This window comes from Aquabacter sp. L1I39 (assembly GCF_017742835.1).
Lineage (GTDB): Bacteria > Pseudomonadota > Alphaproteobacteria > Rhizobiales > Xanthobacteraceae > L1I39.
On sequence record NZ_CP072392.1, the window covers coordinates 871,848 to 897,553 of the forward strand.

At 66.7% G+C, this 25,706-nt stretch carries 24 protein-coding genes; 20 read left to right on the forward strand and 4 right to left on the reverse strand.

Annotated features, from left to right (window positions below; translation table 11 throughout):
• Positions 1-9 precede the first annotated feature (9 nt).
• From J5J86_RS03820 to J5J86_RS03835, 4 genes are read left to right on the forward strand one after another with little or no spacing between them, the layout of a single operon-like run.
• The gene (locus tag J5J86_RS03820; RefSeq protein WP_209103571.1) at positions 10-489 is read left to right on the forward strand and encodes a NifX-associated nitrogen fixation protein; all 480 of its coding nucleotides are present in this window, start codon (positions 10-12) and stop codon (positions 487-489) included.
• A gap of 12 nt (positions 490-501) precedes the next feature.
• Positions 502-708, forward strand: a complete 207-nt coding sequence (locus J5J86_RS03825) for a CCE_0567 family metalloprotein (RefSeq protein WP_209103572.1) — start codon at positions 502-504, stop codon at positions 706-708.
• Positions 709-754: 46 nt separating this feature from the next.
• Positions 755-1,069 carry a ferredoxin III, nif-specific gene (gene fdxB, locus J5J86_RS03830; protein WP_209103573.1) on the forward strand — a complete coding sequence of 105 codons (315 nt, stop codon included), beginning with the start codon at positions 755-757 and terminating at the stop codon, positions 1,067-1,069.
• 11 nt (positions 1,070-1,080) lie between these two features.
• Positions 1,081-1,812 carry a nitrogen fixation protein NifQ gene (locus tag J5J86_RS03835; protein WP_209103574.1) on the forward strand — a complete coding sequence of 244 codons (732 nt, stop codon included), beginning with the start codon at positions 1,081-1,083 and terminating at the stop codon, positions 1,810-1,812.
• Here J5J86_RS03835 and J5J86_RS03840 read toward each other — a convergent pair.
• Both J5J86_RS03840 and chpT read right to left on the reverse strand, forming a co-directional pair.
• Positions 1,784-3,241 carry a peptide MFS transporter gene (locus J5J86_RS03840; RefSeq protein WP_209103575.1) on the reverse strand — a complete coding sequence of 486 codons (1,458 nt, stop codon included), beginning with the start codon at positions 3,239-3,241 and terminating at the stop codon, positions 1,784-1,786. The genes J5J86_RS03835 and J5J86_RS03840 overlap by 29 nt on opposite strands.
• Before the next feature lie 210 nt (positions 3,242-3,451).
• Positions 3,452-4,108 carry a histidine phosphotransferase ChpT gene (gene chpT / locus J5J86_RS03845; RefSeq protein WP_209103576.1) on the reverse strand — a complete coding sequence of 219 codons (657 nt, stop codon included), beginning with the start codon at positions 4,106-4,108 and terminating at the stop codon, positions 3,452-3,454.
• A gap of 282 nt (positions 4,109-4,390) precedes the next feature.
• Between chpT and J5J86_RS03850 the strand changes: the two genes are divergently transcribed.
• Entirely contained in the window at positions 4,391-4,990 is a 600-nt protein-coding gene (locus J5J86_RS03850; RefSeq protein ID WP_209103577.1) for a DUF1134 domain-containing protein, read from the forward strand.
• 183 nt (positions 4,991-5,173) lie between these two features.
• Positions 5,174-6,130 carry a hypothetical protein gene (locus J5J86_RS03855; protein WP_209103578.1) on the forward strand — a complete coding sequence of 319 codons (957 nt, stop codon included), beginning with the start codon at positions 5,174-5,176 and terminating at the stop codon, positions 6,128-6,130.
• A 34-nt stretch (positions 6,131-6,164) separates the two neighbouring features.
• On the opposite strand, the gene J5J86_RS03860 is transcribed toward J5J86_RS03855, so the two are convergent.
• Positions 6,165-6,317, reverse strand: coding sequence for a hypothetical protein (locus J5J86_RS03860; protein WP_209103579.1), 153 nt, complete (start codon positions 6,315-6,317; stop codon positions 6,165-6,167).
• 269 nt (positions 6,318-6,586) lie between these two features.
• Between J5J86_RS03860 and J5J86_RS03865 the strand changes: the two genes are divergently transcribed.
• From J5J86_RS03865 to J5J86_RS03930, 14 genes are all read left to right on the forward strand, one after another.
• Entirely contained in the window at positions 6,587-7,519 is a 933-nt protein-coding gene (locus J5J86_RS03865; protein WP_209103580.1) for a LysR family transcriptional regulator, read from the forward strand.
• A gap of 245 nt (positions 7,520-7,764) precedes the next feature.
• On the forward strand, positions 7,765-8,244 hold the full coding sequence (locus J5J86_RS03870; RefSeq protein ID WP_209103581.1) for a formate dehydrogenase subunit gamma: 480 nt from the start codon (positions 7,765-7,767) through the stop codon (positions 8,242-8,244).
• Positions 8,241-9,803, forward strand: a complete 1,563-nt coding sequence (locus J5J86_RS03875; RefSeq protein ID WP_209103582.1) for a formate dehydrogenase beta subunit — start codon at positions 8,241-8,243, stop codon at positions 9,801-9,803. The genes J5J86_RS03870 and J5J86_RS03875 overlap by 4 nt, the downstream gene beginning before the upstream one ends.
• A gap of 10 nt (positions 9,804-9,813) precedes the next feature.
• On the forward strand, positions 9,814-12,651 hold the full coding sequence (fdhF, locus tag J5J86_RS03880; RefSeq protein WP_209103583.1) for a formate dehydrogenase subunit alpha: 2,838 nt from the start codon (positions 9,814-9,816) through the stop codon (positions 12,649-12,651).
• A gap of 122 nt (positions 12,652-12,773) precedes the next feature.
• The gene (gene fdhD, locus J5J86_RS03885; protein ID WP_209103584.1) at positions 12,774-13,628 is read left to right on the forward strand and encodes a formate dehydrogenase accessory sulfurtransferase FdhD; all 855 of its coding nucleotides are present in this window, start codon (positions 12,774-12,776) and stop codon (positions 13,626-13,628) included.
• Positions 13,618-13,845 carry a formate dehydrogenase subunit delta gene (locus J5J86_RS03890; protein ID WP_209103585.1) on the forward strand — a complete coding sequence of 76 codons (228 nt, stop codon included), beginning with the start codon at positions 13,618-13,620 and terminating at the stop codon, positions 13,843-13,845. Before fdhD ends, J5J86_RS03890 begins: the two co-directional genes overlap by 11 nt.
• A gap of 417 nt (positions 13,846-14,262) precedes the next feature.
• The gene (locus J5J86_RS03895) at positions 14,263-15,630 is read left to right on the forward strand and encodes a CmpA/NrtA family ABC transporter substrate-binding protein (protein ID WP_209103586.1); all 1,368 of its coding nucleotides are present in this window, start codon (positions 14,263-14,265) and stop codon (positions 15,628-15,630) included.
• 54 nt (positions 15,631-15,684) lie between these two features.
• Positions 15,685-16,584 (forward strand): nitrate ABC transporter permease, encoded by a 900-nt coding sequence (ntrB, locus tag J5J86_RS03900; protein WP_209103587.1) that lies wholly within the window; start codon positions 15,685-15,687, stop codon positions 16,582-16,584.
• A 10-nt stretch (positions 16,585-16,594) separates the two neighbouring features.
• The gene (locus tag J5J86_RS03905) at positions 16,595-17,389 is read left to right on the forward strand and encodes an ABC transporter ATP-binding protein (protein ID WP_209103588.1); all 795 of its coding nucleotides are present in this window, start codon (positions 16,595-16,597) and stop codon (positions 17,387-17,389) included.
• Positions 17,390-17,446: 57 nt separating this feature from the next.
• Positions 17,447-17,869: a globin family protein gene (locus tag J5J86_RS03910; RefSeq protein WP_209103589.1), complete on the forward strand. Its 423-nt coding sequence runs from the start codon at positions 17,447-17,449 to the stop codon at positions 17,867-17,869.
• A gap of 18 nt (positions 17,870-17,887) precedes the next feature.
• Positions 17,888-19,096, forward strand: a complete 1,209-nt coding sequence (locus J5J86_RS03915; protein ID WP_209103590.1) for an NAD(P)/FAD-dependent oxidoreductase — start codon at positions 17,888-17,890, stop codon at positions 19,094-19,096.
• Between the two features lie 31 nt (positions 19,097-19,127).
• Positions 19,128-20,888 carry a NirA family protein gene (locus tag J5J86_RS03920; protein ID WP_209103591.1) on the forward strand — a complete coding sequence of 587 codons (1,761 nt, stop codon included), beginning with the start codon at positions 19,128-19,130 and terminating at the stop codon, positions 20,886-20,888.
• A complete protein-coding gene (locus tag J5J86_RS03925; protein ID WP_209103592.1) occupies positions 20,885-22,486 on the forward strand; it encodes a sulfite reductase subunit alpha in 1,602 nt (533 codons plus the stop codon). Before J5J86_RS03920 ends, J5J86_RS03925 begins: the two co-directional genes overlap by 4 nt.
• A 72-nt stretch (positions 22,487-22,558) precedes the next feature.
• On the forward strand, positions 22,559-25,264 hold the full coding sequence (locus J5J86_RS03930; RefSeq protein WP_209103593.1) for a nitrate reductase: 2,706 nt from the start codon (positions 22,559-22,561) through the stop codon (positions 25,262-25,264).
• A 12-nt stretch (positions 25,265-25,276) separates the two neighbouring features.
• Here the strand turns inward: J5J86_RS03930 and J5J86_RS03935 are convergent, their stop codons facing one another.
• Complete coding sequence (locus J5J86_RS03935) at positions 25,277-25,678, reverse strand: gamma-butyrobetaine hydroxylase-like domain-containing protein (protein WP_209103594.1); 402 nt, start codon at positions 25,676-25,678, stop codon at positions 25,277-25,279.
• Positions 25,679-25,706 lie beyond the last annotated feature (28 nt).

Here is a 25,706-nt window from a genome sequence, read left to right on the forward strand (position 1 = left end):
GAGCATGCCATGACCGACGCCGCTGTGCTTGAAGGGGTCGACGCCGATGGCGCGGCCCTCGCCACGCCCTTCCTGAAATCCCTGGTGCGCCTGATGCGCGCCCAGGACACCTATGGCAGCTGGGAGGGTCGGTCCGACGCCCTGCTGCTGAAGGATTTCATCCTCACCAAGGAGCAGCGCCGGCAGATCCCCATCATGGGCGATCCCGACCCCGACGTGCTGTGGCGGGTGGAGATGTTCTACACCGCCGTGGGCCTCGCTATCGAGGCGGAAACCGGCCTGATCGCCAGCCCCATGATGAAGATGAGCCACGAGGGCTTCGGCCGCGTGCTGCTCACCGCCGGCAAGCTGGTGGTGCTCTCCAAGCACCTGCGGGACGTGCACCGGTTCGGCTTCGAGACCCTGTCCAAGCTGGCGGAGGCCGGCTCCAAGGCCCTCGCCGACGCGGTGGATGCCATCAACACCTATCCCGAAGTCGCCCGCATCTGAGAGGAGGCGCCCATGTCCGACGTCGACACCCTGAAGGCGGAGATCAAGAAGCTCTCCTCCAAGTCCGTCACCTGGAAGATGAACCTGCATGACCTGTCCGAGGACCTGCCCACAAACTGGCAGAACATCCTTGAGGTGGCGCAGGAAACCTACGCCACCTTCAAGGCGCTGGATGAGGCCCGCAAGGCCCTCAAAGCGCTGGAATCCCAGGCCGCCTGAACGGCGGCGAACCCGCAACGAGGCCTAGCCAGCAAGGGGATCAGCCATGGCCTATACGACGCGCGACGGCAGCGCCTGGACGCCGGACTATCTGGTCGCCATTGATGAAACCACCTGCATCGGCTGCGGCCGCTGCTACAAGGTGTGCTCGCGGGATGTCATGCATCTGTGGGGCGTGGGCGAGGAAAACGCCATGCTCGGCAAGGTGGATGAGGACGATGACGACGATTTCGACGGCGAGTTGGTCCGCAAGGTGATGGTGGTGGACAATGCGGGGGCCTGCATCGGCTGTGGCGCCTGCTCCCGCGTCTGCCCCAAGAATTGCCAGACCCACGTCACCGCCGACAAGATCGCGGCCTGAGGGAGGCGCAGATGGGCCTCTCCCGCCGCACTCGCTCCGCTCCCGCCATCTATGGCGCGCTGATGGCCGCCCATGAGGCCGGCACGGTTCAGGATGCGGGCATGGGGAGGCATCGGCCAGGAAGCGCGGCCACGGACACGGAGGCCGGTTTCGACGCGCACGTCTTCGCGTCCATCATCGCCATCGCCGCCGCCGAAGCCGACGCGCGTGGCGATGCCCTCGCCGGTCATCTTGGGGTCGGCTGCGCGGACCTGGAGCGTCTCTTCGCCCGCTATTTCTCGCCCCATGCCTTCCTGTCCTTGGGCGTGCCCATCGGCGAGGCGCAGGCGGGCGAAGAAGAGGAGATGCTGTCCGCGTTGCTCCTCGACTACGCCCGGACGATGGAAGCGCGCATCCTGGCGCACATGGTCGCGCGGCGGGCCATGGAGGCAGATCATCTGTGGCAGGATCTCGGCCTCGGCAACCGGGGCGAGCTGTCGCGCCTGCTCGGGCGGCACTTTCCCGTGCTCGCCGCCGGGAACGTGAAAAACATGAAGTGGAAGAAGTACTTCTATCGCCGCCTGTGCGAGGCGGAGGGGTTCGTCCTGTGCTCCGCTCCCTCTTGCCGCGACTGCTCGGACTTCGAGGCCTGCTTCGGCGACGAAAGCGGCGAAAGCCGCCTCGCGCAGCGCCGCCGGGCGGCGCAGCTCGACCTGGCGATTCCGGCCGAGGCGCTCAGTGGTGCGCCTGGAGCCGCCGCATGACCGGCAGCAGCATCAGGAACACCGCCGCCGCTCCAAAGCCCAGCAGCGCCACCTTCGTGTAGACATCCGCGCAGGCCGCCGCATAGGTGGCGATGCTGGCCGCCGCCCCTTCCGGCACCGTGGCGAGCGTCCCGATCCAGCCGGCGGCATAGGCGCCGAAGGAGGTGGAGAGGAACCAGGCGCCATACATGAGGCCCGTCAGAGAGGGCGGCGAGAGGGCCGACACCATGGCGAGCCCCACCGGCGACAGGGACAATTCCCCGCAGGTGAGAAGGAAGATGGCGCCCGCCACCCAGAGCAACGAAGCCGGCTGCCCCGAGGAGGCCGAATAGGCCGCGCCAGCCACCAGCGCGAAGCATCCGCCGGCGAAGAAGAGGCCGAGAAAGAACTTCACGCCCGTGGAAACCGGCTTGCCGCGCGCGGCAAAGGCCGCCCAGATGCGGGCGAAGATGGGGGCCAGCACCAGGATCATGAACGGGTTGAAAGAGGTGAACATGGCCGAGGGCATCTCGAAGCCCAGGACATGCCGGTCGATGGCCCGGTCCACCAGCAGCAGCACCGGTCCATCCTTCTGCTTGAACAGCGCCCAGAAGAAGCTGGCGAACAGGACATAGATGAGGATCGCCACCAGGTGCCGACGATATTCCGGCTCCGAGGTGAAGGCGCGATAGACCACATAGGCGTAGGTGAGGCCGCCGCCCACCAGCATCATCAGCTTGGCGCCATCCGGCTCGGCGAGCAGATAGGTGAGGATGGGAACGGCGACGAGCGCCCCGACGATGGTCGGCAGGATGAGGCGCGGACGCGGGCACTCCAGCGTCTTGGCAGAGTAATGGCGCGTGCCCAGGACAAACACCACGAGGCCAAACGCCATGCCCACCGCGGCAAGGCCAAAGCCCAGATGCCAATCCACCTGCTGGCCCACATAGCCGACGATCAATGTGGCCAGCAGCGACCCCACATTGATCCCCATGTAGAAGATGGTAAAGCCGCCATCCCGCCGGGGGTCGTCCTCGCCATAGAGTTGGCCCACCACCGCCGAGACCGAGGACTTGAAGAAGCCCGTGCCCACCACCACGAAGGCCATGCCTGCAAACATGCTGAGCGCGCCGAAGGGCAGCGCGAGCACGATGTGGCCGATCATGATGATGACGCCGCCGACGATCACCGCCGAGCGGAACCCCAGCACCCGATCCGCCAAGGCGCCGCCGGCAATAGGGGTCAAGAAGACGAAGGCGGCATAGGCCCCGTAGGTGAGGCTGGCCCGCGCATCGCTGAAGCCCAGCACCTTGCTCATATAGAGCACGATCAGGGCCTGCATGCCGTAGAAGCTGAAGCGCTCCCACATCTCGGCCAGGAACAGAAAGGTCAGGCCCTTGGGCTGGCGGACCTGCGCCTCTGCCCCGCTGGCGACGCCCATGACACTCATGATGCCCCTCAATCCCGCCCGTCTCGGGCGAGCAACCCGCGGGAGGCGTTACCGCCCCTCCGCTACCCCCGTGTCTTCCCCTGCCCGCGACGCCGCTGGGTCAAGCTGTCCACACTGTGTAGCTTCGGGTGCGGGCAGAGCCACTGTCAATCGGGATCGATCAACAGTTTCACCGAAAGCAGAAGGGCTTGGAGGGTGGAGAGACGGTCTTCAGGCGAGGGCGCTCAGGGTGACGCGTTCGCCCTCAATGGCGAAACTGACGGTGATGCCGCAGTCCCGCGCCAGCATGCCGGCATAGAAAGGCTGCACCGCATGGGCATCAAGCCCGCCCTCGGGCGCTTCGCCCGCAAGAAGAGGAGGCACCGCCTGGGGAATGCGGGCGCTGACCCCTTCGGTGGTGAGGACGAAGCCGCTGGTGACGCCGCCCGGAGCTGCATCTACCTTGATGAGGCCTCCGCGCGGAATGGTGGTGCCGGCCAGCAGCGCCAAGTTGAGCAGAAGCTTCACCCGGTTCTTGGGCTGGAACTCCCGGGGCAGGCTCCATTCGATGCGGGTTCGCGCATCCTCCATCATGCCGCGCACCACATTCTCGGCGTCCCCCAGATCGATGGTGGCCCCGGCGGAACCGGCGGCACCAAAGGCGAGGCGCGTGAATTGCAGCCTGGCCGAGGCTTGGCGCGCACTTTTGGCAATCAGTTCCAGGGCCACATCGCGCATGTCGGCGGAATCGTCGTCCTCCAGAACTTCGAGACCGTTCACGATAGCCCCCACGGGGCTGATCACGTCGTGGCACACGCGCGAGCAGAGCAGCGCGGCAAGGTCCAGGGCGGAAACGGCGAAGGTCACAGGGGCGTCGGAGGCAGGCATGGGGAGTCCGGCAGTGTTCCAAACCATGGACGAGGCACACCGGCATGCGGCCTTCCGGCGCATGCCCGCACGCTCCGCGGCGAAAGCGTGAGGTCTGATAAACCTCCCCCCGCCCTTCCACAAGCCGAGCAGGGCGCACAGGTTCCGTTAACCCGCGAGCCCCATGCTGTTGCGTGACGGTGCCTGAAGGCGCGCCTTTGCGCCACGCCTTCTCCGCGTCACAGTGTGGGGACAAAGTCCCTTGCCGATTCGCGTCCGCCCGAAGCCCATCGCGAGAGATCCATGCCCTTCCTGACCTCCGCCGTCGCCCGCTTCGCCGCCGCCCTTCTTCTTCTGGCCGCCACAATAGCTGGGGCTCACGCGCAGCAGCCGCCTCCCGGCGGCGCGCCTCGGCAGCCGGCGCCCTATTCCACCAATGAGTTGGTCAGCAAAGGCCATTCCTTCTTTGGGACGGTGTCCAAGGACCTGGCCCTCGCCATCGAGAAGGCGGTGGGCCAATGGGGCCAGCCCAATGGCTATATTCTTGGCCAGGAAGGCTCCGGTGCCTTTGTCGGCGGCCTGCGTTACGGCGAGGGCGTGCTCTATACACGCAATGCCGGCGACCTGAAGGTGTTCTGGCAGGGGCCGTCGCTCGGCTGGGATTTCGGCGGCGATGGCGCTCGGACCATGATCCTGGTCTATAATCTGCGCACCGTGGAAGACATCTTCCGGCGCTTCGGCGGCATTTCCGGATCGGCGTACCTTGTGGCCGGGTTCGGGATGACCGCGCTCACCGCCGACAATATTGTGGTCGTTCCCATCCGCTCCGGCGTCGGTGTGCGGCTGGGCGCCAATCTCGGCTATCTGAAGTTCACACCTGCTGCCACCTGGAATCCCTTCTGACCAGTGCAAGCGCGCGGGGGAACGGTTAGCGATTGGCACGCGGGCAGGCGCGGGCGTATGAAGACGTGTGCGCGAAGGACCCCTGCCCGGCAGCCGGCATGGCGGGGGCTTGGTTCGCGAGGATGCGGCAGGAATGACCGGCGCGGCCGGGGCTTCCTGCCCGGGTGAAGGCATAGGTTCCGCGTGATCGAGCAGGTCATGTTCTTCGTGCTCGGCGTCCTGGTGGCGACGCTCGTGGCTCTGATGGTCCTGCCCGCCATCTGGCATCGGGCGGTGCGGCTGACCACGCGGCGCATCGAGGCGGCGGTGCCCACCTCCATCTTCGAGATCCATGCTGACAAGGACCTCCAGCGCGCCGGTTTTGCCCTGAACCAGCGCCGCCTGGAAATCCAGATCGAAGCGCTGCGCGATCAGCTCATGCGAGGTGCCCGCACCTTGGAGGAGCACCGGCTGGAGGCGATCCATATCGGCGAGCAGTTGGCAATCCGCACTGGCGAACATGCAGCGCTGTCGGCGGAGCGGGACGCACTGGCCACCCAGCTTGCAGAGACCCACCGCGCGCTTGAGGGCCGGATCGCTACGCTGGCGGAAGCCTCCGTCGCGCTTGCCGCGCGCGACGCGGAACTCCAGGCGGCAAATGCCGCCCTCGGGGAAACGCAAAGGTTGCTCTCGGCGCAGGAAGAGCGCTCGACGTCGCTGAGCGCAGTGCTGCTGGAGCGGGAGACACAGCTCGCGCAGGCAAGGGCCGAAACCGTTTCTCATCAAACCGCGCTGTCCGACACGCTTCGTCAACTGGAAGCAGTGAAAGCCGGCACCGCCGCGCAAATGGAAGCCCTGCTCCTGAAGCTTTCCGCAGCCGAGACCGCGGCCGAGGCTGCGGGCGCGCGACTGGTTACTCTAACCCAATCCGGCGCCAGTGCCGAAGATCTATCGCTGGTGCGTACGCGCCTCACCGAAATCGCCGAGAGGATCGCGGCGGCCAGCGCAGTCCCAGCGGTTCCGGCCCTTGTGGAACACATTCCTCTCGCCAATGGAGAGGCGGCCGGGCTTTCCGTGTCCGACGTCGCGGCCCCCCCGGAAAAACCGATCTCTGCCGACGAAGCGGCAAGAAAGACCCAAACGCGTGCAACGGCTTCCTAGCAGGAGGCGCATCCAAAGGCCCGACCTTGCCTTGTCAGGCAAACAGAGCCGGCCCGGTATAACGAGGCGCCTCCTGGGGCGCCGCCGGCGAGAGCCCAGGGCCGGGCGCCACCACGGCGGTTGCGGAGGCGGTCATCAAGAGGGCCATCATCGAGATCATGACCAGTCCACGTGCAATGGCAGGCATGGCAAAACTCCCCAAGTTGGGCTTCCCAAAGTCCGACTTCCCAAAGTCTCTGTTTCCAAGCTCAGCTTCGCCCTGACCTCCTGCCGCTGGGAGGCATCTGGATCGTCAACCGTCCCTTAACCATGCGGTTCCGGCCGTCACGGACCGGCGCGCGAATTTGTGATCAGGTGCGGGGCCATGTGGCAGAGACAGTCGTCGCCCCTTGGGCGGGCACCGCCTGGTGACGAGACAGACAGCGGACCGGGCCAGCCGGGCCGGCGGAGAGGGACATGATCGACAAGCTGGAATATCTCATTGCGCTGGCCCGCGAGCGGCATTTCGGCCGGGCGGCTGAAGCCTGCGGCGTGACCCAGCCCACCTTGTCCGCCGGTATCAAGCAATTGGAGGACACGCTGGGCGTGCTCCTGGTACAGCGCGGCTCCCGCTTCATGGGCTTCACACCCGAGGGGGAGCGCACGCTGGAATGGGCAAGGCGCATCGTGGCGGATTCGCGCGCCATGCGTCAGGACATCGATGCTTTGAAGCGCGGCCTCTCCGGCCCCCTACGCATCGCTGCCATTCCCACGGCCCTGCCCATGGTGGCCGCGCTGACGACGCCGTTTCGGGCCCGGCACCCGGACGTGCGCTTCACCATCATCTCCCGCACCTCCATCGAGATCCTCAACCACCTGGAAAACCTGGAGATCGATGCGGGTCTTACCTATCTGGACAATGAGCCGCTCGGCCGCGTGAACACCGTGCCGCTTTATCGGGAGCGCTATCGCCTCGTGACGTCTCCCAAGGCGAAGTATGGCGACCGGGACCAGGTGACCTGGGCGGAGGTGGCCGAATTGCCGCTCTGCCTGCTCACCCCGGACATGCAGAACCGCCGCATCGTGGACGGCCTTCTCTCCGCCTCAGGCGGGCCGCCCAAGCCCTCGCTGGAATCCAATTCCATGATCGTGCTCTTCACCCATGTGCGCACCGGACACTGGGCGAGCGTGATGCCGGCCATGCTGGCCGATTCCCTGGGGCTGACCTCCATCGTGCGGTCCATTCCCATCATGGAGCCGGAAATCACCCATTCCATCGGACTTGTGGTGCCCCATCGGGAGCCCACCACCCCGCTCACAGCCGCGCTTGTGGCCGAAGCCCGCCGGATCGCGCCCCGCCTGGAGGCTGCCGTCCTGCCGGATCCCGCACTCGCCGCATTGCAGCAATAACGACGGATGGGCGCTCCCGCGACGCATAGAGAAGCGCGATTGAAATACAAAATTTCAGCGGCGTTTCGTCTCTTCGCCGCAGCTTGAGCCCTTGGGCTGCGGGAAAGACTAATATAATACCTCCATTTTTAATAGGCATGTTCTATCGCAACATCCCACAGGTCGCTTGATTGGAGTTCTTCTTGTGAGACACTCCTTTGAACGATCTCAAAAAGTGGCCGCGTCATGCGGCCGGGGGAGAGAGCATGCCGACGGCCGGCTACGAACCGTGGAGCGCGGAGCGCGCGTCTCAGATCATCGCATCCCACCAACATATGGCGGGAGCGACCATGCCGATCCTGCACGCCATCCAGGAAGCGTTCGGCTTCGTTCCGGATCCGGTGGTGCCCATGATCGCCGAGACGCTGAACCTCTCGCGGGCGGAAGTGTATGGCGTCGTCACCTTCTATCATGATTTCCGCCGCGAACCGCCGGGCCGGCACGTCATCAAGCTGTGCGCCGCCGAGGCCTGCCAGGCTATGGGCTGCCAGGGCCTAGCTGACTATGCCGAGGAGAAGCTCGGCATCCAGATGGGCGAGACCACACCGGACGGGCGGGTGACGCTGGAGCCCATCTATTGTCTCGGCCTGTGCGCCTGCGCCCCTTCTGCCTTGATTGATGGCCGCCTCGTGGGGCGCCTTGATCGCGACACCATCGACGAACTGGTTGCGGAGGCCGGCCGATGAGCGTCGTGCGCATTTACGTCCCCAACGATGCGGCGGCTGTTGCCTGCGGCGCGGACCGGGTCGCCCATGCCTTCGCAGATGCCTTCGCGGCCCGCGGCACCTTGGTGGACATCGTCCGCAACGGCTCGCGCGGCCTGTTCTGGCTGGAACCCTTGGTGGAGGTGGAGACCCCTGCCGGCCGCGTCGGCTACGGCCCGGTGAAGGCCTCCGACGTGGAGGGCCTGCTTGCCGCCGGCATGCTGGACGGCGCGCCCCATCCGCTCTGTGTCGGCCTGGTGGAGGAGATCCCCTATCTGAAGCGCCAAACGCGCCTCACTTTCGCCCGCTGCGGCATCATCGATCCGCTCTCGCTCACCGACTACCGCGCCCATAGCGGCTATAAGGGCCTGGAGCGGGCACTCACCCTCGGCCCGGCGGCCATCGTCGAGGAAGTGTTCCAGAGCGGCCTGCGCGGCCGCGGCGGCGCGGGCTTCCCCACCGGCATCAAGTGGCGCACGGTGGCCGCCACCCAGGCGGACCAGAAATACATCGTCTGCAATGCGGACGAGGGCGACAGCGGCACCTTCGCCGACCGCCTCATCATGGAGGCCGACCCCTTCTGCATCATCGAGGGCATGACCATCGCCGGCATCGCGGTGGGGGCGACCAAGGGTTACGTCTATTGCCGCTCGGAATATCCCCTTTCCATCCTGGTGATGGAGAAGGCCATCGCCAAGGCCCGCCAGGCCGGGCTGCTCGGCAAGAACATTGCCGGGTCGTCCTATGACTTCGACCTGGAAATGCGCATGGGCGCCGGCGCCTATGTGTGCGGCGAGGAAACCGCGCTGCTGGACAGCCTGGAAGGCAAGCGCGGCGTGGTGCGCGCCAAGCCCCCGCTGCCGGCGCTCAAGGGTCTGTTCGGCAAGCCCACCGTCATCAACAACCTGATCTCGCTCGCCACCGTCCCGGTCATCCTGGAGAAGGGCGGCAATTTCTACCGCGACTTCGGCATGGGCCGCTCGCGGGGCACAATGCCCATCCAGCTTGCCGGAAACATCAAGTATGGCGGCCTGTTCGAGACTGCATTCGGCATCTCGCTGGGCGAGTTGGTCAACGACATTGGCGGCGGCACCGCTTCGGGTCGTCCGGTGAAGGCGGTGCAGGCGGGCGGTCCGCTCGGCGCCTATCTCCCGGTCTCCCAGTTCGACACCCCGTTCGACTATGAGGCGTTCGCGGCCAAGGATGCCCTCATCGGCCATGGCGGCATCGTGGTGTTCGACGACACGGTGGACATGGCCCACATGGCGCGGTTCGCCATGGAATTCTGCGCCCATGAAAGCTGCGGCAAGTGCACCCCCTGCCGCATCGGCTCCACGCGCGGCGTGGAGACCCTGGACAAGATCATTGCCGGCCAGCGGCGCGAGGCCAATCTCGCCATCCTGACCGACCTTTGCCAGACCATGAAGCTTGGTTCGCTGTGCGCGCTCGGCGGCTTCACGCCCTATCCGGTCATCAGCGCACTGACCCACTTCCCCGAAGATTTCGGCGCGGCGCCCAAGCTGCCCGCAGCCGCCGAATAGGAGGAACGCCATGTCCCTCGTCCATGAAATCGACTACGGCACCCCGGCCTCCAAGTCGGAGAAGCTGGTCTCCCTCGTCATTGACGGCATGAAGGTGGAGGTGCCCGAGGGCACCTCCATCATGCGGGCCGCCATGGAGGTGGGGAACCAGATCCCCAAGCTCTGCGCCACGGACATGCTGGATGCGTTCGGCTCCTGCCGGCTCTGCCTGGTGGAGATCGAAGGCCGCGCCGGCACACCCGCCTCCTGCACCACCCCGGTGATGGACGGCATGGTGGTGAAGACCCAGACCGAGCGGCTGAAGCAGATCCGCAAGGGGGTGATGGAGCTCTATATCTCCGACCATCCGCTGGACTGCCTGACCTGCTCGGCCAATGGCGATTGCGAATTGCAGGACATGGCGGGGGTCGTGGGCCTGCGCGAAGTGCGCTACGGCTATGAGGGGGAGAACCACACCAAGCTCGGCAAGGACGAGTCCAACCCCTATTTCACCTATGAGCAGTCGAAGTGCATCGTCTGCAACCGCTGCGTCCGCGCCTGCGAAGAAGTGCAGGGCACGTTTGCGCTGACCATTTCCGGCCGCGGCTTCGGCTCGCGCGTCTCGCCCGGCATGGACGAGCCGTTCCTGTCCTCCGAGTGCGTGTCCTGCGGCGCCTGCGTGCAGGCTTGCCCGACCGCGACGCTCAATGAAAAGGCCATGTTCGAGATCGGCACCCCCGAGCATTCGGTGGTGACCACCTGCGCTTACTGCGGCGTGGGCTGCGCCTTCAAGGCCGAGATGCGCGGCGACGAATTGGTGCGCATGGTGCCCTACAAGGACGGCAAGGCGAACCGGGGCCATAGCTGCGTGAAGGGCCGCTTCGCCTATGGCTATGCCACCCACCAGGACCGCATCCTCAAGCCCATGATCCGCGCCTCGATCCACGAGCCGTGGCGGGAAGTCAGCTATGAGGAGGCGATCAACTACGCCGCCTCCGAGTTCAAGCGCATTCAGGCGAAATATGGCCGCCGCTCCGTGGGCGGCATCACCTCCTCGCGCTGCACCAATGAGGAGACCTATCTCGTCCAGAAGCTGATCCGTGGTGCCTTCGGCAATAACAACGTGGACACCTGCGCCCGTGTTTGCCACTCCCCCACCGGCTATGGCCTGTCCCAGACCTACGGCACCTCGGCGGGCACGCAGGACTTCGATTCCGTCGAGGCCAGCGACGTGGTGCTCATCATCGGCGCCAATCCCACGGACGGCCACCCGGTGTTCGGCTCGCGCCTCAAGAAGCGCCTGCGCCAGGGCGCCAAGCTGATCGTGGTGGATCCCCGCCGCACCGACATCGTGCGTTCTCCCCATGTGGAGGCGTCCTACCACCTAGCGCTGCGCCCGGGCACCAACGTCGCCATCGTCACCGCGCTCGCCCATGTGGTGGTGACCGAGGGCCTGGTGAACGAGGCCTTCGTGCGCGAGCGGTGCGACTGGGATGACTTCCAGGAATGGGCGGCCTTCGTGGCCGACCCCCGCCACAGCCCGGAAGAGGTGGAAAAGTACACCGGCGTGAAGGCCGCAGACGTGCGCGGCGCCGCGCGCCTCTATGCCACCGGCGGCAACGGGGCCATCTATTATGGCCTCGGCGTCACCGAGCATTCCCAGGGCTCCACCACGGTGATGGCGATTGCCAATCTCGCCATGGCCACCGGGAATATCGGCCGGGACGGCGTGGGCGTGAACCCGCTGCGGGGCCAGAACAACGTGCAGGGCTCCTGCGACATGGGCTCGTTCCCCCACGAGCTTCCGGGCTATCGCCACATCTCGGACGACGCCACCCGCGCCTCGTTCGAGGCCCTGTGGGGCGTGACGCTGGATGACGAGCCGGGCCTGCGCATCCCCAACATGTTCGATGCCGCGGTGGATGGCACTTTCAAGGGCATGTATGTGCAGGGCGAGGACATCCTCCAGTCCGACCCTGACACCAAGCATGTCTCCGCCGGCCTCGGCGCGCTGGAGTGCCTGGTGGTTCAGGACATCTTCCTGAACGAGACCGCCAACTACGCCCACGTCTTCCTTCCGGGCTGCACCTTCCTGGAGAAGGACGGGACCTTCACCAATGCGGAACGCCGCATCCAGCGGGTGCGCAAGGTGATGGCGCCCAAGAACGGCTATGCGGACTGGGAAGTCACCATCATGCTCGCCAAGGCGCTGGGCTATGAGATGGACTATGCCCATCCCAGCGAGATCATGGACGAGATTGCCCGGCTGACGCCCACCTTCACGGGCGTGTCCTACAAGAAGCTGGACGAGATGGGCTCGGTGCAGTGGCCCTGCAACGAGAAGGCGCCGGAAGGCACGCCCATCATGCATATTGGCGGCTTCGTGCGCGGCAAGGGCAAGTTCATGCTCACCGAATACGTGCCCACCGACGAGAGGACCGGGCCGCGCTTCCCGCTGCTGCTGACCACCGGGCGCATTCTCAGCCAGTACAATGTGGGCGCCCAGACCCGCCGCACGGCCAATGTGGCCTGGCATGCGGAAGACGTGCTGGAGATCCATCCGCACGATGCGGAGAACCGCGGCATCCGCGATGGCGACTTCGTCCGGCTAGAAAGCCGGGCGGGCGCCACCTCGCTGCGGGCGGTCATTTCCGAGCGCATCCCGGCGGGCGTGGTCTACACCACCTTCCACCATCCGGTGACCCAGGCCAATGTGGTGACCACGGACTATTCCGATTGGGCCACCAATTGCCCGGAATACAAGGTGACGGCGGTGCAGGTGGCACCCTCTAACGGGCCCAGCCAGTGGCAGGAAGAGTATGAGAAGCTCTCCCGCGAAAGCCGTCGCATCGCCGAAGCGGCGGAGTGAGGGCGGGCCGGTGTCCGCTCGGCCGGAACAGATAAAGCGGGGCCGGGCCTTGTCCCGGACCCGCTTGAACTCCTCGGGCGGACGCACGACCTTGAAAGGGTTCGCCCGCGCGAGGTCCGGCCATGTCTGACGACACCATCATCCCCGATTTTCCAGAGCCGTCCCGCCGCGTCAGTCGCTCCGCATGGCGCAATGGGGTCGTGTCGGAAGGCGAGCGGGCGGTCCCAGAGGAGACGCCGGTGGCGCTCACCTATAACGGCACGACCCAGGCCGTCATGATGGCGAGCCCGCAGGACATTGCGGACTTCGCGCTGGGCTTCTCCCTCACCGAGAGCATCATCGCGCAGGCGGACGACATCCTCTCCCTCGACGTGATCGCGGTTGAGGACGGCATCGAGGCGCGCATGTGGATCGCCGAGGAGAAGATGCGGGTGCTCTCCGCCCGCCGGCGGCATCTGGCGGGGCCCACCGGTTGCGGCCTGTGCGGCGTCGAAAGCCTCGCCGAGGCGATCCGCCCCGCAGCCCATGTGGAGACGCAGGCGCGTCTCACCCCCGGCGAGTTGCTGGCCGCCATGGCCCTGCTTTCGCCGGCCCAGGCGCTGAACCGGGAAACCCGGGCGGTTCACGCGGCCGGCTATTTCGAGCCGGAGCGGGGCCTGCTGGCGGTGTGCGAGGATGTGGGCCGCCACAACGCCCTCGACAAGCTGGTGGGCAAGGTTGCGCACCTTCAGGCCTCTCCTTCCCGTGGCCTGCTTCTGCTCACCAGCCGCGTCTCCATCGAGATGGTGCAGAAGGCGGCGGTGCTGGGCGTCGGCGTCATCGCCGCGGTATCGGCCCCCACGTCGCTGGCCGTGCGCACCGCAGAGCGGGCCGGCATCACCCTTTGTGCCATCGTGCGGGACGATGGCTTTGAAGTCTTCACCCACCCGGAGCGCATCGGCACCGGGCCATCCGCAGGGCAAGCCCATGTCGCATAGCACCACCGACCGCCTGGTCTATATGGCCAACCAGATCGCCACATTCTTCGCCTCCCAGCCCCATGCGGCGGCGGTGGACGGCACGCGGACCCATATCCGCAAGTTCTGGGATCCGCGCATGCGTGAGAAGATCGCCGAGCACATGGCCCATGGCGGCGCCGGCCTCTCTCCCATCGCCAAGGAGGCGCTGGAAGGCCTGATGCCAGCCAAGGCCTGAACCCACCTTCCCTTGCCTCTCTCACGCCGCCGGATGCCGCCGCATCCGGCGGCGTTTTCGTACGGCCGACAGGGGGATCACAAGCAACCCGGCGCGGCGAGGGATGCGTGCGCTGCATTGCACGCGCACGCATCAAGTGACGCTATTTTGCGCAACCTTCTTGCACCACACCAGGCAGATTATTTTCTAGGCAATTACGATTTCCTAGCTCTAACAATGACTTGAGCCGCACCCTGCACTTGGCACAACTCTTGAAAGAGAGGACTCGTGCGCGGTCGACGCTGATCGCGCCATTCCATTCGTCCCAAAGGCGGGACCCGCAGCAAAGCCGCTGACACCGATGGCCGCGAGCCGTCGTGATGTCTGCGGCTTTTTTCGTTTCTGACCCGCCTTTTCCGCCGACCATAGGGGAACAGAATGACCGACGCGCCATCCAACAAGTCCGATCCGAGCGTCCCTGCCGAAGCGACCGCCAAGGCGGACCACGGCCAAGTCTCCCGCCGCTCCTTGCTCAAGGGCAGCGCGGCCGCGCTCGGCACCGCCGCCTTGTTCGATGCCGTCCGCATGGCCTTCCCCGGCGGCGTGCCCTCGGCCTATGCGAGCGAAGCACCGGAGACCAACAAGGCGGTGCTCGGGTTCATCGCCCTCACCGACGCTGCGCCCCTCTTCGTGGCCAAGGAAAAGGGCATCTTCGACAAATATGGCATGACCGACGTGACGGTGGCCAAGCAGGCCTCCTGGGGCACCACGCGCGACAACATTGTGCTGGGCTCGGAAGGCAACGGCATCGACGGCGCTCACATCCTGACCCCCATGCCGTACCTCATCTCGGCCGGCAAGGTGACTCAGAACAACGTGCCCACCCCCATGTATATCCTCGCCCGCCTGAACGTGAACGGGCAGTGTATCTCGGTCGGCCAGGAATATCTCGACCTCAAGGTCGGCCTCGACACGGCACCCTTCAAGGTGGCGCTGGAGAAGAAGAAGGCGTCCGGCAAGGCGGTGAAGGCGGCCATGACCTTCCCGGGCGGCACCCACGATCTTTGGATCCGCTACTGGCTCGCCGCCGGCGGCATCGATCCCGACAAGGACATCGAGACCATCGTCGTCCCACCGGCCCAAATGGTGGCCAACATGAAGGTGGGCACCATGGATTGCTTCTGCGTCTGCGAGCCGTGGAACGAGCAGCTCATCCACCAGAAGATCGGCTACACCGCGCTGACCACCGGCGAAATGTGGAAGGACCATCCCGAGAAGGCCTTCGGCATGCGCGCCGCCTATGTGGATAAGAATCCCAAGGCCTCCATGGCGCTGCTGAAGGCGGTGATGGAAGCGCAGATGTGGTGCGACAAGATGGAGAACCGGGCGGAGGTGGCCGCCATCTGCGCCAAGCGGCAATGGATCAACGTGCCGGTGGCCGATGTCACCGACCGCATGCTGGGCAAGTTCGACTACGGCACCGGCCGGGTGGTGGAGAAGAGCCCGGTGATGATGAAGTATTGGGAAGACTATGCCTCCTATCCCTTCCAGAGCCACGATTTGTGGTTCATCACGGAAGACCAGCGCTGGGGCAAGTTCGAACCCGATTACGATGCCAAGGCGCTCATCTCCAAGGTGAACCGCGAGGATATGTGGCGCGATGCGGCCAAGGCGCTGAACGTCTCTTCCAGCCAAGTGCCCACCTCCACCTCGCGCGGCAAGGAGACCTTCTATGACGGCAAGGTCTTCGACCCGGCGAACCCCTCCGCCTATCTCGCCAGCCTCGGCATCAAGCGCATCGCCTGACAAAGCCGGCCGCCCCGCCGCGGGCGGCCGCCCCCTTTCCATCAGGAGACCGAAATGACCACTCCCGCCCTCAAGCTGCACTCCACCGAGGCGGCCGTGCGCACGGCCCCTCCTGCCACCATCCTGCCCCTATCTCCGCGCCGCAAGCCTATCGCCGAGCGGATCGTGCCCCTGCTGAAGGACATCGCAGCCGTCCTCATTCCCCCGCTCCTCGTGGTGGCACTGCTGGTGGGGCTGTGGGAACTCCTGTGCAGCGCGCCCGGCTCCGCTCTGCCGCCGCCCTCCGCGATCATCACCAATTCCTGGGAGCTGATCTCCAACCCCTTTTATGATCGAGGCGGCCTCGATAAGGGCCTGTTCTGGCACATCCTCGCCTCGGTGCAGCGCGTCGCCATAGGCTATTCGCTGGCGGCCGTGGTGGGCATCGGCCTTGGCACCCTCATCGGCCAGTCCACCTGGGCCATGCGGGGCCTCGACCCGCTGTTCCAGGTGCTGCGCACCGTGCCGCCCCTCGCCTGGCTGCCGCTGTCGCTGGCGGCCTTCCGCGATGGCCAGCCGGCCGCCGTCTTCGTGATCTTCATCACCGCCATCTGGCCCATCATCATCAATACGGCCGTGGGTATCCGCAACATCCCGCAAGACTATCGCAACGTGGCCGCCGTGCTGCGCCTCAACCCGCTTGAATTTTTCGCCAAAATCATGGTCCCGGCGGCGGCGCCCTACATTTTCACAGGTCTTCGCATCGGCATCGGACTGTCCTGGCTCGCCATCATCGCAGCGGAAATGCTCATCGGCGGCGTCGGCATCGGCTTCTTCATCTGGGATGCCTGGAACTCGTCGCTCATCGGCGACATCATCGTGGCGCTCATCTATGTGGGCATGGTCGGGTTCGTTCTGGACCGGATCATTGCCTCCATCGGCGCCTTCGTCACCCGCGGCACCGCCGCATCCTGAGGAGGCTGACATGGGCGCGTATCTCAAGCTCGACCATATCGACAAGACCTTCACCCGCGGCTCCGCCTCCACCAATGTCCTGAAGGACGTGACGCTGGAGATCGGGAAGGGCGAGTTCGTCTCGATCATCGGCCATTCCGGCTGCGGCAAGTCCACCTTGCTCAACATCGTGGCCGGCCTCACCGACGCCACCACGGGCGGCGTGCTGCTGGAGGACCGGGAGGTGAACGCGCCGGGGCCCGATCGGGCGGTCGTGTTCCAGAACCACTCTCTGCTGCCCTGGCTCACCGTCTACGACAATGTGCGCCTCGCCGTGGACAAGGTGTTCTCCGGCACCCGCTCGCGGGCGGAACGCCATGACTGGACCATGCACAATCTCGATCTGGTGCAGATGGGCCATGCCAAGGACAAGCGGCCGGCGGAAGTCTCGGGCGGCATGAAGCAGCGCGTGGGCATCGCCCGGGCCCTGTCCATGGAGCCCAAGGTGCTGCTGCTGGATGAGCCGTTCGGCGCCCTCGACGCGCTGACCCGCGCCCATCTGCAGGACAGCGTCATGCAGATCCATGCCAGCCTCGGCAACACCATCCTCATGATCACCCATGACGTGGACGAGGCGGTGCTTCTCTCCGATCGCATCGTGATGATGACCAACGGCCCCTCCGCCCGCATCGGTGAGGTGCTGGACGTCAATCTTGCGCGCCCCCGGCGGCGGCTCGATCTCGTCACCAACCCCACTTACCTCAAGGCCCGCGAGGCGGTGCTGAAGTTCCTCCACGAGCGCCATCGCTTCGTGGAAGCCGCCTGAACCCGGCGCCGGTCGCGCCGGCGCTGCCCCCTTCGTCCTCCCAGCCAGAGGTCCGCCATGACCCCGAGCCAGGTTGCCCTTGTGCAGGCGTCCTTCGCCAAGGTTGCTCCGATCGCAGATGCCGCAGCCAGCCTCTTCTATGGCCGGCTGTTCGAGATCGCGCCCGACGTGCGGCCGATGTTCAAGTCGGACATCTCCGAACAGGGCCGCAAGCTCATGGCCACGCTCGCGGTGGTGGTCAACGGCCTTGCCAAGCCCGAATCCATCCTTCCCGCCGCGCAGGCCCTCGCCCGTCGTCACACCGCCTATGGCGTCACCGCCGATCATTACGCCCCGGTGGGCGCGGCGCTGATCTGGACGCTGGAAGAGGGCCTTGGGCCCGACTTCACGCCGGACGTGAAAGCCGCCTGGGTGGCGGCCTACACGCTGCTGTCCGGCGTAATGATCGACGCGGCGGCTGAAGCCCCCGCGTCGGCCTGAGGGGAGCTCGATCCCGCCATGACCGCCCCCCTCGTCATCATCGGCAATGGAATGGCAGCCGCCCGCCTCTGCGAGGAGCTGCGCGGCCGCGATCCTGCCTGCCCGGTGACGGTGGTGGGGGCGGAGCCGCACCCGGCCTATAATCGGGTGCTGCTCTCCGACGTGCTGGCCCGCAAGGTGGCGGTGGAAGACTTGGTGCTGAAACCTGCCGCCTGGTGGGAGCGCCACGGCATCCACGTGATGCAGGGCGTGCCGGCCACCGGCATCGACCGGACGGAAAAGACGGTGACGCTGTCTGACGGGAGCGTGCTGCCCTATAGCCGGCTCGTGCTTGCCACCGGATCCCATCCCATCCGGCTGCCCTTGCCGGGGGCGGATCTGCCGGGTGTTCTGACCTTCCGCGACTTGAAGGATGTGGAAGCCCTCATCGCCGCCGCGCGGCCCGGCACCCGGGCGGTGGTGATTGGTGGCGGACTGCTGGGCCTGGAGGCCGCGAGCGGACTTGCCGCCGCGGGCGCCGAGACGACCCTCGTCCACCTGATGGACCGGCTGATGGAGCGTCAGCTGGATCCCGCCGCCGCCGCCCTCCTGCGGGGGAGCCTGGAAGCGCGTGGCGTAAAAGTGCAGCTTGAGGCCGACAGTGCCCGTATCGAGGGCACGGACCGTGCCTGTGGCCTGCGCCTCAAGGATGGCACGCTCCTGCCCGCCGACCTGGTGGTGATGGCCTGCGGGGTGCGCCCCAATGCGGACCTCGCCCGGTCGGCGGGCCTCTCCTGCGCCCGGGGCGTGTTGGTGGACGACCAGCTCGCCACCAGCGACCCGGCCATCCATGCCATCGGCGAATGCGCCGAGCATCGCGGCGCGGTCTATGGCCTGGTGGCACCCGCCTATGAGCAGGCCCGCGCGCTCGCGGCCCATTTGTGCGGGGAGCGCGCGGCCTATGAAGGCAGCACCGTTTCCACCAACCTGAAGGTCTCCGGCGTCTACGTCTTCTCCGCCGGCGACATCACAGGCGGGCCGGGATGCGAGGACATCCTGCTCACCGATACCGGCCGGGGCACCTATCGCCGCCTGATCCTGAAGGAGGGGCGGCTCGTGGGCGCCGTGCTGTTCGGCGATACGTCGGACGGCCTCTTCTATCTCGACCTCATCACCCGTCACGCGCCCGTCGCCCATCTGCGCGCGGACTTGGCCTTCGGCCGGTCCGCGCTCGAGCGGGCGGCCTGAGGCTGCTTCCCCCTTTGCGAAAGACAGGCCCATGAGTGCCGACTTCACCATCGACCAGAAGCGCTATCTGGAAGGCTTCGTCTCCGGCGCGCAGGCCGCTCGCGCGATGAAGGGCGCCGTGCCCGCGGCGCCGGCCGCGGAACCCACCGGCCCCGAGGCCGCCAGCCACCGCGCCATGGCCCGCACCGAGGCGGAGGGGCGCAAGCTGTGCCCGGAGGAGAAGGCCAAGCGGGAAGAATTGGGGCTCGACAGTTATCCGCGCATGAAGGAGGCGGCGGCCAAGGGCGAATTTCCGAAGGGCCCCGATTTGCTGCGCTGGAAGTATCACGGCCTGTTCTACGTGGCCCCCGCGCAGGACAGTTTTATGTGCCGCCTGCGCATTCCCAACGGTATTCTCACCCATTGGCAGATGCGGGGGCTCGCGGACATCGCCGAGCGCCATGGCGGCGGCTATGCGGACGTGACCACGCGGGCCAATCTCCAGATCCGCGACATTCCCGCCACCGATGGCGTCATCCTCTTGGAAAAGCTCGTGGATCTCGGCCTCACCGCCAAGGGGTCAGGTGCGGACAATATCCGTAACGTCACCGGCACACCCACCGCCGGCATCGACCCGCAGGAGCTTCTCGACACCCGCCCCTATGCCAAGGAATGGCACCACTACATTCTCAACACCCGCGACATGTACGGCCTGCCGCGCAAATTCAATGTGGCATTCGACGGCGCAGGGCGCATCGGGGCGCTTGAAGACACCAACGACATTGGCTTCCAGGCGGTAAAGGTGAAAGCGGGCTTCGGAGTCGAGCCCGGCGTATGGTTCCGTCTCGCACTGGGTGGCATCACCGGCCACAAGGACTTTGCCCGCGACACCGGCGTTGTGGTGCGCCCGGAGGAGGCCACCAAGGTGGCGGCCGCCATCGTGCGTGTTTTCATCGACAGCGGCGACCGCACCGACCGCAAGAAGGCGCGGCTGAAATATGTGCTGGATGCCTGGGGCTTCGAGAAATTCCTCAAGGCCGTGGAGGACAAGCTCGGCGCCCCCTTCATTCGCCTCCCAGCCGAGGCCATTCTCCCGCGCCCCGAGACAGACCGGCTGGCGCATCTGGGGGTCCACCCGCAGAAGCAGCCGGGGCTGAATTGGATCGGCGTCGGCCTGCCCGTCGGCCGGCTGACGGTGGAGCAGATGCGTGGCCTATCCGACCTCGCCAGCTCCCATGGGGATGGCGATCTGCGCCTCACCGTCTGGCAGAATGTCATCCTGTCCGGCGTGCCGGATGGGCGGGTGAACGAAGTGAAGTCTCACATCGACGCCCTCGGCCTTTCGGCGGAAGCGGACCCGCTCCAGGCCGGCATCGTCGCCTGCACGGGATCGCGCGGCTGCAAGTTCGGCAATGCGGACACAAAGGGCACGGCCCGCGCCATCGCAGCCCATTGCGAGGGCCGCGTCGACCTTGATGGGCCGGTGAACATCCATGTCACCGGCTGCCACAATTCCTGCGCCCAGCATTATATCGGCGATATCGGCCTCATCGGCGCGCGCGTCGCTATCAATGACGAGGGCGACACGGTGGATGGCTTCCACCTCCTGGTGGGCGGTGGCTTTGGCAGCGAGGCCGCCATCGCCGAGGAACTCTATCGCGATGTGAAGGCGCAGGACGTCCCCGCCACTGTGGAACGGCTGCTCGTCGCCTATCTCGCCCATCGCAGCGGCACCGAGACCTTCGCGGACTTCACCCGGCGCACCGGCGCCGAAGCCTTGAAACGCCTGGTCGATGCGGAGCTTGTGGCATGACCGTACAGACCCGCCCCCCCTTCGTGCCCTTCCTGCCGGAAAGCGCGCCCTTCTCCGATGAGCAGCGGGCCTGGCTGAACGGTTTCTTCGCCGGCATCTTCTCGGCCGATGCCCCGTCCGGTGCCACCGCGTTGTCTCCGTCCGAGGGCGCGGCGCTCATGCCGGCGGCGGCAGAGGAGGATGACGGCGCGCCCTGGCACGATGCCGCCATGCCACTCGCCGAGCGTATGAAGCTGGCTGAAGGGCGCCCGCTCGCCCGCCGCATGATGGCGGCCATGGCCCAGCAGGATTGCGGCCAGTGCGGCTATGTCTGCGAGACCTATTCCAAGGCCCTGGCGGAGGGCAGCGAGACCGCCCTCAATCTGTGCGCGCCCGGCGGCAAGGACACATTGCGCGTGCTGAAGCTGCTGGCAGCCGAAAAGGACGGCGCGCCCGCCTCCATGCCGGCAGAAGCAGCGCCCGCCCCCACCGCCGCGGCCAGCGCCACGATGGGCACCCGGGACAATCCGGGCGAGGTGGTCTTTCTCGGCCGCACCCGCCTCAACAAGGAGGGGTCGGAGAAGGAGACCTGGCATATCGACTTCGATTTGACAGGCTCTGGCATCGATTACCGCGCTGGCGACAGCTTCGGCCTGTTTCCGCAGAACGATCCGGCCCTGGTGGAGGCGGTCATCGCGGCCCTCCATGCGCCCGCCGACTTTCCCATCGGCGAGAAGACGCTGGCCGAGGTCTTGCTGCGCGAGGTGAGCCTTGGGGCGGCGCCCGATCCGCTCTTCACCCTCATTTCCTACGTCACCGGCGGCGCACGCAAGGCGGTGGCCAAGGCCTTGGCGGCGGGGGAGGATCCGGAGGGGGATGCGGCCAGCCTCGACGTTCTGGCGGCGCTGGAGAAATTTCCCGGTATCCGGCCCGACCCGGAAGCCTTCATCGAGAGCCTCGATCCGCTCCAGCCGCGCCTCTATTCCATCTCCTCCAGCCCGGCCGCCACACCCGGCCGGCTCTCGCTGACCGTGGATGCGGTGCGCTACGCCATCGGCGCGCGCACGCGGCTTGGCGTGTGCTCCACCTTCCTCGGCGGCCGGGTGGCGCCGGGCGCGCGCCTGAAAGCCTATGTTCAGAAGGCCCACGGCTTCGGATTGCCCGACGATGCCAGCCGTCCCGTCATCATGGTGGGTCCAGGCACGGGCATCGCGCCTTTCCGCGCCTTCCTGCATGAGCGCATGGCCACGCGCGCGCCAGGCAAGAACTGGCTGTTCTTCGGCCACCAGCGCCGCGACACCGACTTTTTCTATGAAGATGAATTGTCGGGCCTTCAGGCCAGGGGCGTGCTTACGAAACTGGACTTGGCCTGGTCCCGCGATGGCGGTGCCAAGGTGTATGTGCAGGACAAGATCCGCGCCGCTGGCCCTGAACTTTGGGCTTGGCTGAAGGAGGGCGCGCATTTCTATGTCTGCGGCGATGCCAAGCGCATGGCCAAAGACGTGGAAAAGGCGGTGATGGACGTGGCGGGCGCGGTGGGCGGACTGTCGCCGGATCGGGCAACCGCTTTCCTCGCCGACCTGAAAAAGGCCGGCCGCTACCAGGCCGACGTCTATTGAGGGGACGCGCATGGGCCGAAGAGGGGCAGCGGCTGCGCCCAGCGCAGCCTTGGGCAGCACAGGGGTGAACCGATGAATGCGCCGGTACGGAACCCTGCCGCCGTGCGCACCACGTGCCCTTATTGCGGGGTGGGCTGCGGCGTGGTGGCAACACCGGAGCCCGCCGGCCCCGTCCATATCGAGGGCGACGCCGCCCATCCAGCCAATTTCGGCCGCCTCTGCTCCAAGGGCGCTGCACTCGGCGAGACGGTGAGCCACACGACGCGCCTGCTCACCCCCATGATGCGGGATGGCACCGGCACCTTTCAGCCGGCCGCCTGGGAGGTGGCGCTCGACCATATCGCGGCGGGCCTGCGCCAGACGCTGGAGCGCCACGGGCCGCAGGCCATCGCCTTCTATCTGTCCGGCCAGTTGCTGACCGAGGATTATTACGCCGCCAACAAGCTGGCCAAGGGCTTCCTCGGCACCGCCAATGTGGACACCAATTCCCGCCTGTGCATGGCTTCCTCGGTCGCCGGCCACAAGCGCGCCTTCGGCTCGGACACGGTGCCGGGTAGCTATGAGGACCTGGAAGAGGCGGACCTCATCATTCTGACCGGTTCCAACACCGCCTGGTGCCATCCGGTGCTGTACCGCCGCATGGCGGCGGCGCGACAGCGGCGCGGCACCAAGCTGGTGGTGATCGACCCCCGCCGCACTTCGACCGGCGAAGAAGCCGATCTCTTCCTGCCCATCGCTCACGGAACGGATACGGTTCTGTTCAGCGGACTGCTGGTGCATCTGGCCGAAACGGGCGCGCTGGACGAAAGCTATATCGCCGCCCACACCACCGGCTTCACGGCCGCGCTGGAACAGGCCCGCCGCATCGCCCCCACTCTCGCCGCCATCGCCACGGCGACCGGCCTGTCCGAGGCGGACGTGGCGCGCTTCTTTGCGCTGTTCGCCGCGACCGAGCGAACGGTGATCTGCTATTCCCAAGGGGTGAACCAGTCGGCGCAGGGCACCGACAAGGTGAATGCCATCCTCAATTGCCACTTGGCCACCGGGCGCATCGGGCGACCGGGCATGGGGCCCTTCTCGCTCACCGGCCAGCCAAACGCCATGGGCGGGCGCGAGGTGGGTGGGCTGGCCAACCAGTTGGCCGCCCATATGGGCTTTTCGCCGGAAGAGGTGGACCGGGTCCGCCGCTTCTGGGATGCACCCGCCATGGCGCAGAAAGAGGGCCTCAAGGCGGTGGACATGTTCGCTGCCATCGCGCGCGGCGAGATCAAGGCGCTCTGGGTCATGGGCACCAATCCCGCCGTGAGCCAGCCACGTGCCGATGCGGCGCGTGCGGGGCTCTCCAGGCTCGACCTTTTCGTCGTCTCCGACAATGTGCGCCATACCGACACCATTGAGAGCGGCGCCCATATCCTGCTGCCCGCCGCCGCCTGGGGGGAAAAGGACGGCACCGTCACCAATTCCGAACGCCGCATCTCCCGCCAGCGCCCCTTCCTGCCCCGCCCGGCGGACGTGAAGCCCGATTGGTGGGCGCTCTCCGAAGTGGCCAAGCGTCTTGGCCATGGCGGCGCCTTCGCGTGGCGCGGCCCCGCCGATATTTTCCGCGAGCATGCGACCCTTTCCGGCTTCGAGAATGCGGGCACACGCGACTTCGACATTTCCGGCCTCGCCGACCTCTCCGACGCCGCCTATGAGAGCCTCGCTCCGGTCCAATGGCCGCTTTTGCCCGGCGCGGAACGGGGCCGGGCGCGCCTGTTCGGCCAAGGCGGATTCTTTACGCCGGACCGCAAGGCCCGCTTCGTCTCCCCCGCCCCGCCGCGGGCCTCCTCCGCCACGGCAGACTTCCCGCTCCTTCTGAATACCGGACGCATCCGCGACCAGTGGCACACCATGACGCGGACCGGCCTCAGCCCCCGCCTCGCCCGCCACATGCCCGTGCCCTTCGTTGCGGTGAACCCGGACGATGCGCGCGGCCTGGGCCTCGAGGATGGCGGCCTCGCCCGCCTGTCCACCGCGCACGGCACGGTGCGTCTCCAGGTGCGCGTGGACGCAGGGCAGGCCCTCGGCACCGTGTTCGCCCCCATCCATTGGAGTGCTGCCACCTGCTCCGACGGACGGGTCGGGCCGCTGGTGCAGGATGCGACCGATCCTTTCTCCGGCCAGCCGGACATGAAGGCGACGCCGGTCGCCCTAGCCCCCCTCCCCGCGCCGCAGGACGCGTTCCTCCTATCGCGCACCCCGCTCGACCTGCCGGAGGGCAGCTTTTGGGCGCGAGTGGCGCTCCATGGGGGGCAGGGCTGGAAGGTGCTGGCCGACCTCGATATCCGCGTGTGGCAGGCCTTCGGCCGCGCGCTCATCGCCGGGCGGGACCACGCGGAGCTGCAGGACCTGCCGGGGGGACATTACCGGTTGGCGGTGTTCGAGCCCGATGGGAGCCTCGCCCTCGCGCTCATGGCCGGCCCGCACGGCAGCGTGCCTGCCTGGGACACGCTGGTGCACCTGTTCGAGCATGGACCTGTCGCCGAAGCGGACCGCAAGGTGATCCTCTCCGGCCGGCACGGGGAGGGGGAAGCGGCCTCGGGGCCCCTGGTCTGTGCCTGCTTCGGCGTCGGCGCGGGCGCCATCTGCGCTGCCATCGAGGGCGGGGCGGCGACGACTGAGGCGGTGGGCGCCCGACTGAAGGCGGGCACCAATTGCGGCTCCTGCCTGCCGGAAATCCGCCGTCTCATCGGCGCGGCGCCAGCACCGCCTGAGGAAGTGCTTACGTCCGCCGCATGACGGGGAAAAGGGTCAGCCCCGGCTGAGGCCCTTTTCCTTCAGCGCCTCCAGATAGGCGGCAAAGCGCTGTTCCTGTTCGAGGCCAAGCGTATAGAGCAGCACCCAGCTGTAGAGCCCGGTGGAATGCCCGTCATCGAACACGATGCGGACCGCATAACTGCCCACGGGATGAAGCTCGGCAATGCGTACCATGCGCTTGCCCGGCACCGTCACTTTCTCGTGCGGCGCGTGGCCCTGCACCTCCGCGGAGGGGCTCTCCACCCGCAGATACTCCGCCGGCAAGGTGAAGCTCGCGCCATCCTCGAAAGTGACCACCAAAGCGTGCTTTTCCTGCGCGACGCGCAGCTCGCTGGGCCAAGGATCGGAAGGGACGGCGGGGGCGGCAGAGGCTTGGCCGGACCCGTGCTCGGTCATGGGGGTCATCCTCGAACTGGCAGGCAGA

What these genes read in the sequence shown, in the direction of transcription:
- J5J86_RS03910 (WP_209103589.1), top strand. Translation starts at nt 17,447, where the DNA reads ATGACCCCGAGCCAGGTTGCCCTTGTGCAGGCGTCCTTCGCCAAGGTT.
- chpT (WP_209103576.1), bottom strand. Translation starts at nt 4,108, where the DNA reads ATGCCTGCCTCCGACGCCCCTGTGACCTTCGCCGTTTCCGCCCTGGAC.
- J5J86_RS03905 (WP_209103588.1), top strand. Translation starts at nt 16,595, where the DNA reads ATGGGCGCGTATCTCAAGCTCGACCATATCGACAAGACCTTCACCCGC.
- J5J86_RS03860 (WP_209103579.1), bottom strand. Translation starts at nt 6,317, where the DNA reads ATGCCTGCCATTGCACGTGGACTGGTCATGATCTCGATGATGGCCCTC.
- J5J86_RS03935 (WP_209103594.1), bottom strand. Translation starts at nt 25,678, where the DNA reads ATGACCGAGCACGGGTCCGGCCAAGCCTCTGCCGCCCCCGCCGTCCCT.
- J5J86_RS03875 (WP_209103582.1), top strand. Translation starts at nt 8,241, where the DNA reads ATGAGCGTCGTGCGCATTTACGTCCCCAACGATGCGGCGGCTGTTGCC.
- J5J86_RS03895 (WP_209103586.1), top strand. Translation starts at nt 14,263, where the DNA reads ATGACCGACGCGCCATCCAACAAGTCCGATCCGAGCGTCCCTGCCGAA.
- J5J86_RS03930 (WP_209103593.1), top strand. Translation starts at nt 22,559, where the DNA reads ATGAATGCGCCGGTACGGAACCCTGCCGCCGTGCGCACCACGTGCCCT.
- fdhF (WP_209103583.1), top strand. Translation starts at nt 9,814, where the DNA reads ATGTCCCTCGTCCATGAAATCGACTACGGCACCCCGGCCTCCAAGTCG.
- ntrB (WP_209103587.1), top strand. Translation starts at nt 15,685, where the DNA reads ATGACCACTCCCGCCCTCAAGCTGCACTCCACCGAGGCGGCCGTGCGC.
- J5J86_RS03890 (WP_209103585.1), top strand. Translation starts at nt 13,618, where the DNA reads ATGTCGCATAGCACCACCGACCGCCTGGTCTATATGGCCAACCAGATC.
- J5J86_RS03865 (WP_209103580.1), top strand. Translation starts at nt 6,587, where the DNA reads ATGATCGACAAGCTGGAATATCTCATTGCGCTGGCCCGCGAGCGGCAT.
- J5J86_RS03920 (WP_209103591.1), top strand. Translation starts at nt 19,128, where the DNA reads ATGAGTGCCGACTTCACCATCGACCAGAAGCGCTATCTGGAAGGCTTC.
- J5J86_RS03825 (WP_209103572.1), top strand. Translation starts at nt 502, where the DNA reads ATGTCCGACGTCGACACCCTGAAGGCGGAGATCAAGAAGCTCTCCTCC.
- J5J86_RS03850 (WP_209103577.1), top strand. Translation starts at nt 4,391, where the DNA reads ATGCCCTTCCTGACCTCCGCCGTCGCCCGCTTCGCCGCCGCCCTTCTT.
- J5J86_RS03820 (WP_209103571.1), top strand. Translation starts at nt 10, where the DNA reads ATGACCGACGCCGCTGTGCTTGAAGGGGTCGACGCCGATGGCGCGGCC.
- fdxB (WP_209103573.1), top strand. Translation starts at nt 755, where the DNA reads ATGGCCTATACGACGCGCGACGGCAGCGCCTGGACGCCGGACTATCTG.
- J5J86_RS03870 (WP_209103581.1), top strand. Translation starts at nt 7,765, where the DNA reads ATGCCGACGGCCGGCTACGAACCGTGGAGCGCGGAGCGCGCGTCTCAG.
- J5J86_RS03835 (WP_209103574.1), top strand. Translation starts at nt 1,081, where the DNA reads ATGGGCCTCTCCCGCCGCACTCGCTCCGCTCCCGCCATCTATGGCGCG.
- J5J86_RS03915 (WP_209103590.1), top strand. Translation starts at nt 17,888, where the DNA reads ATGACCGCCCCCCTCGTCATCATCGGCAATGGAATGGCAGCCGCCCGC.
- J5J86_RS03925 (WP_209103592.1), top strand. Translation starts at nt 20,885, where the DNA reads ATGACCGTACAGACCCGCCCCCCCTTCGTGCCCTTCCTGCCGGAAAGC.
- fdhD (WP_209103584.1), top strand. Translation starts at nt 12,774, where the DNA reads ATGTCTGACGACACCATCATCCCCGATTTTCCAGAGCCGTCCCGCCGC.
- J5J86_RS03840 (WP_209103575.1), bottom strand. Translation starts at nt 3,241, where the DNA reads ATGAGTGTCATGGGCGTCGCCAGCGGGGCAGAGGCGCAGGTCCGCCAG.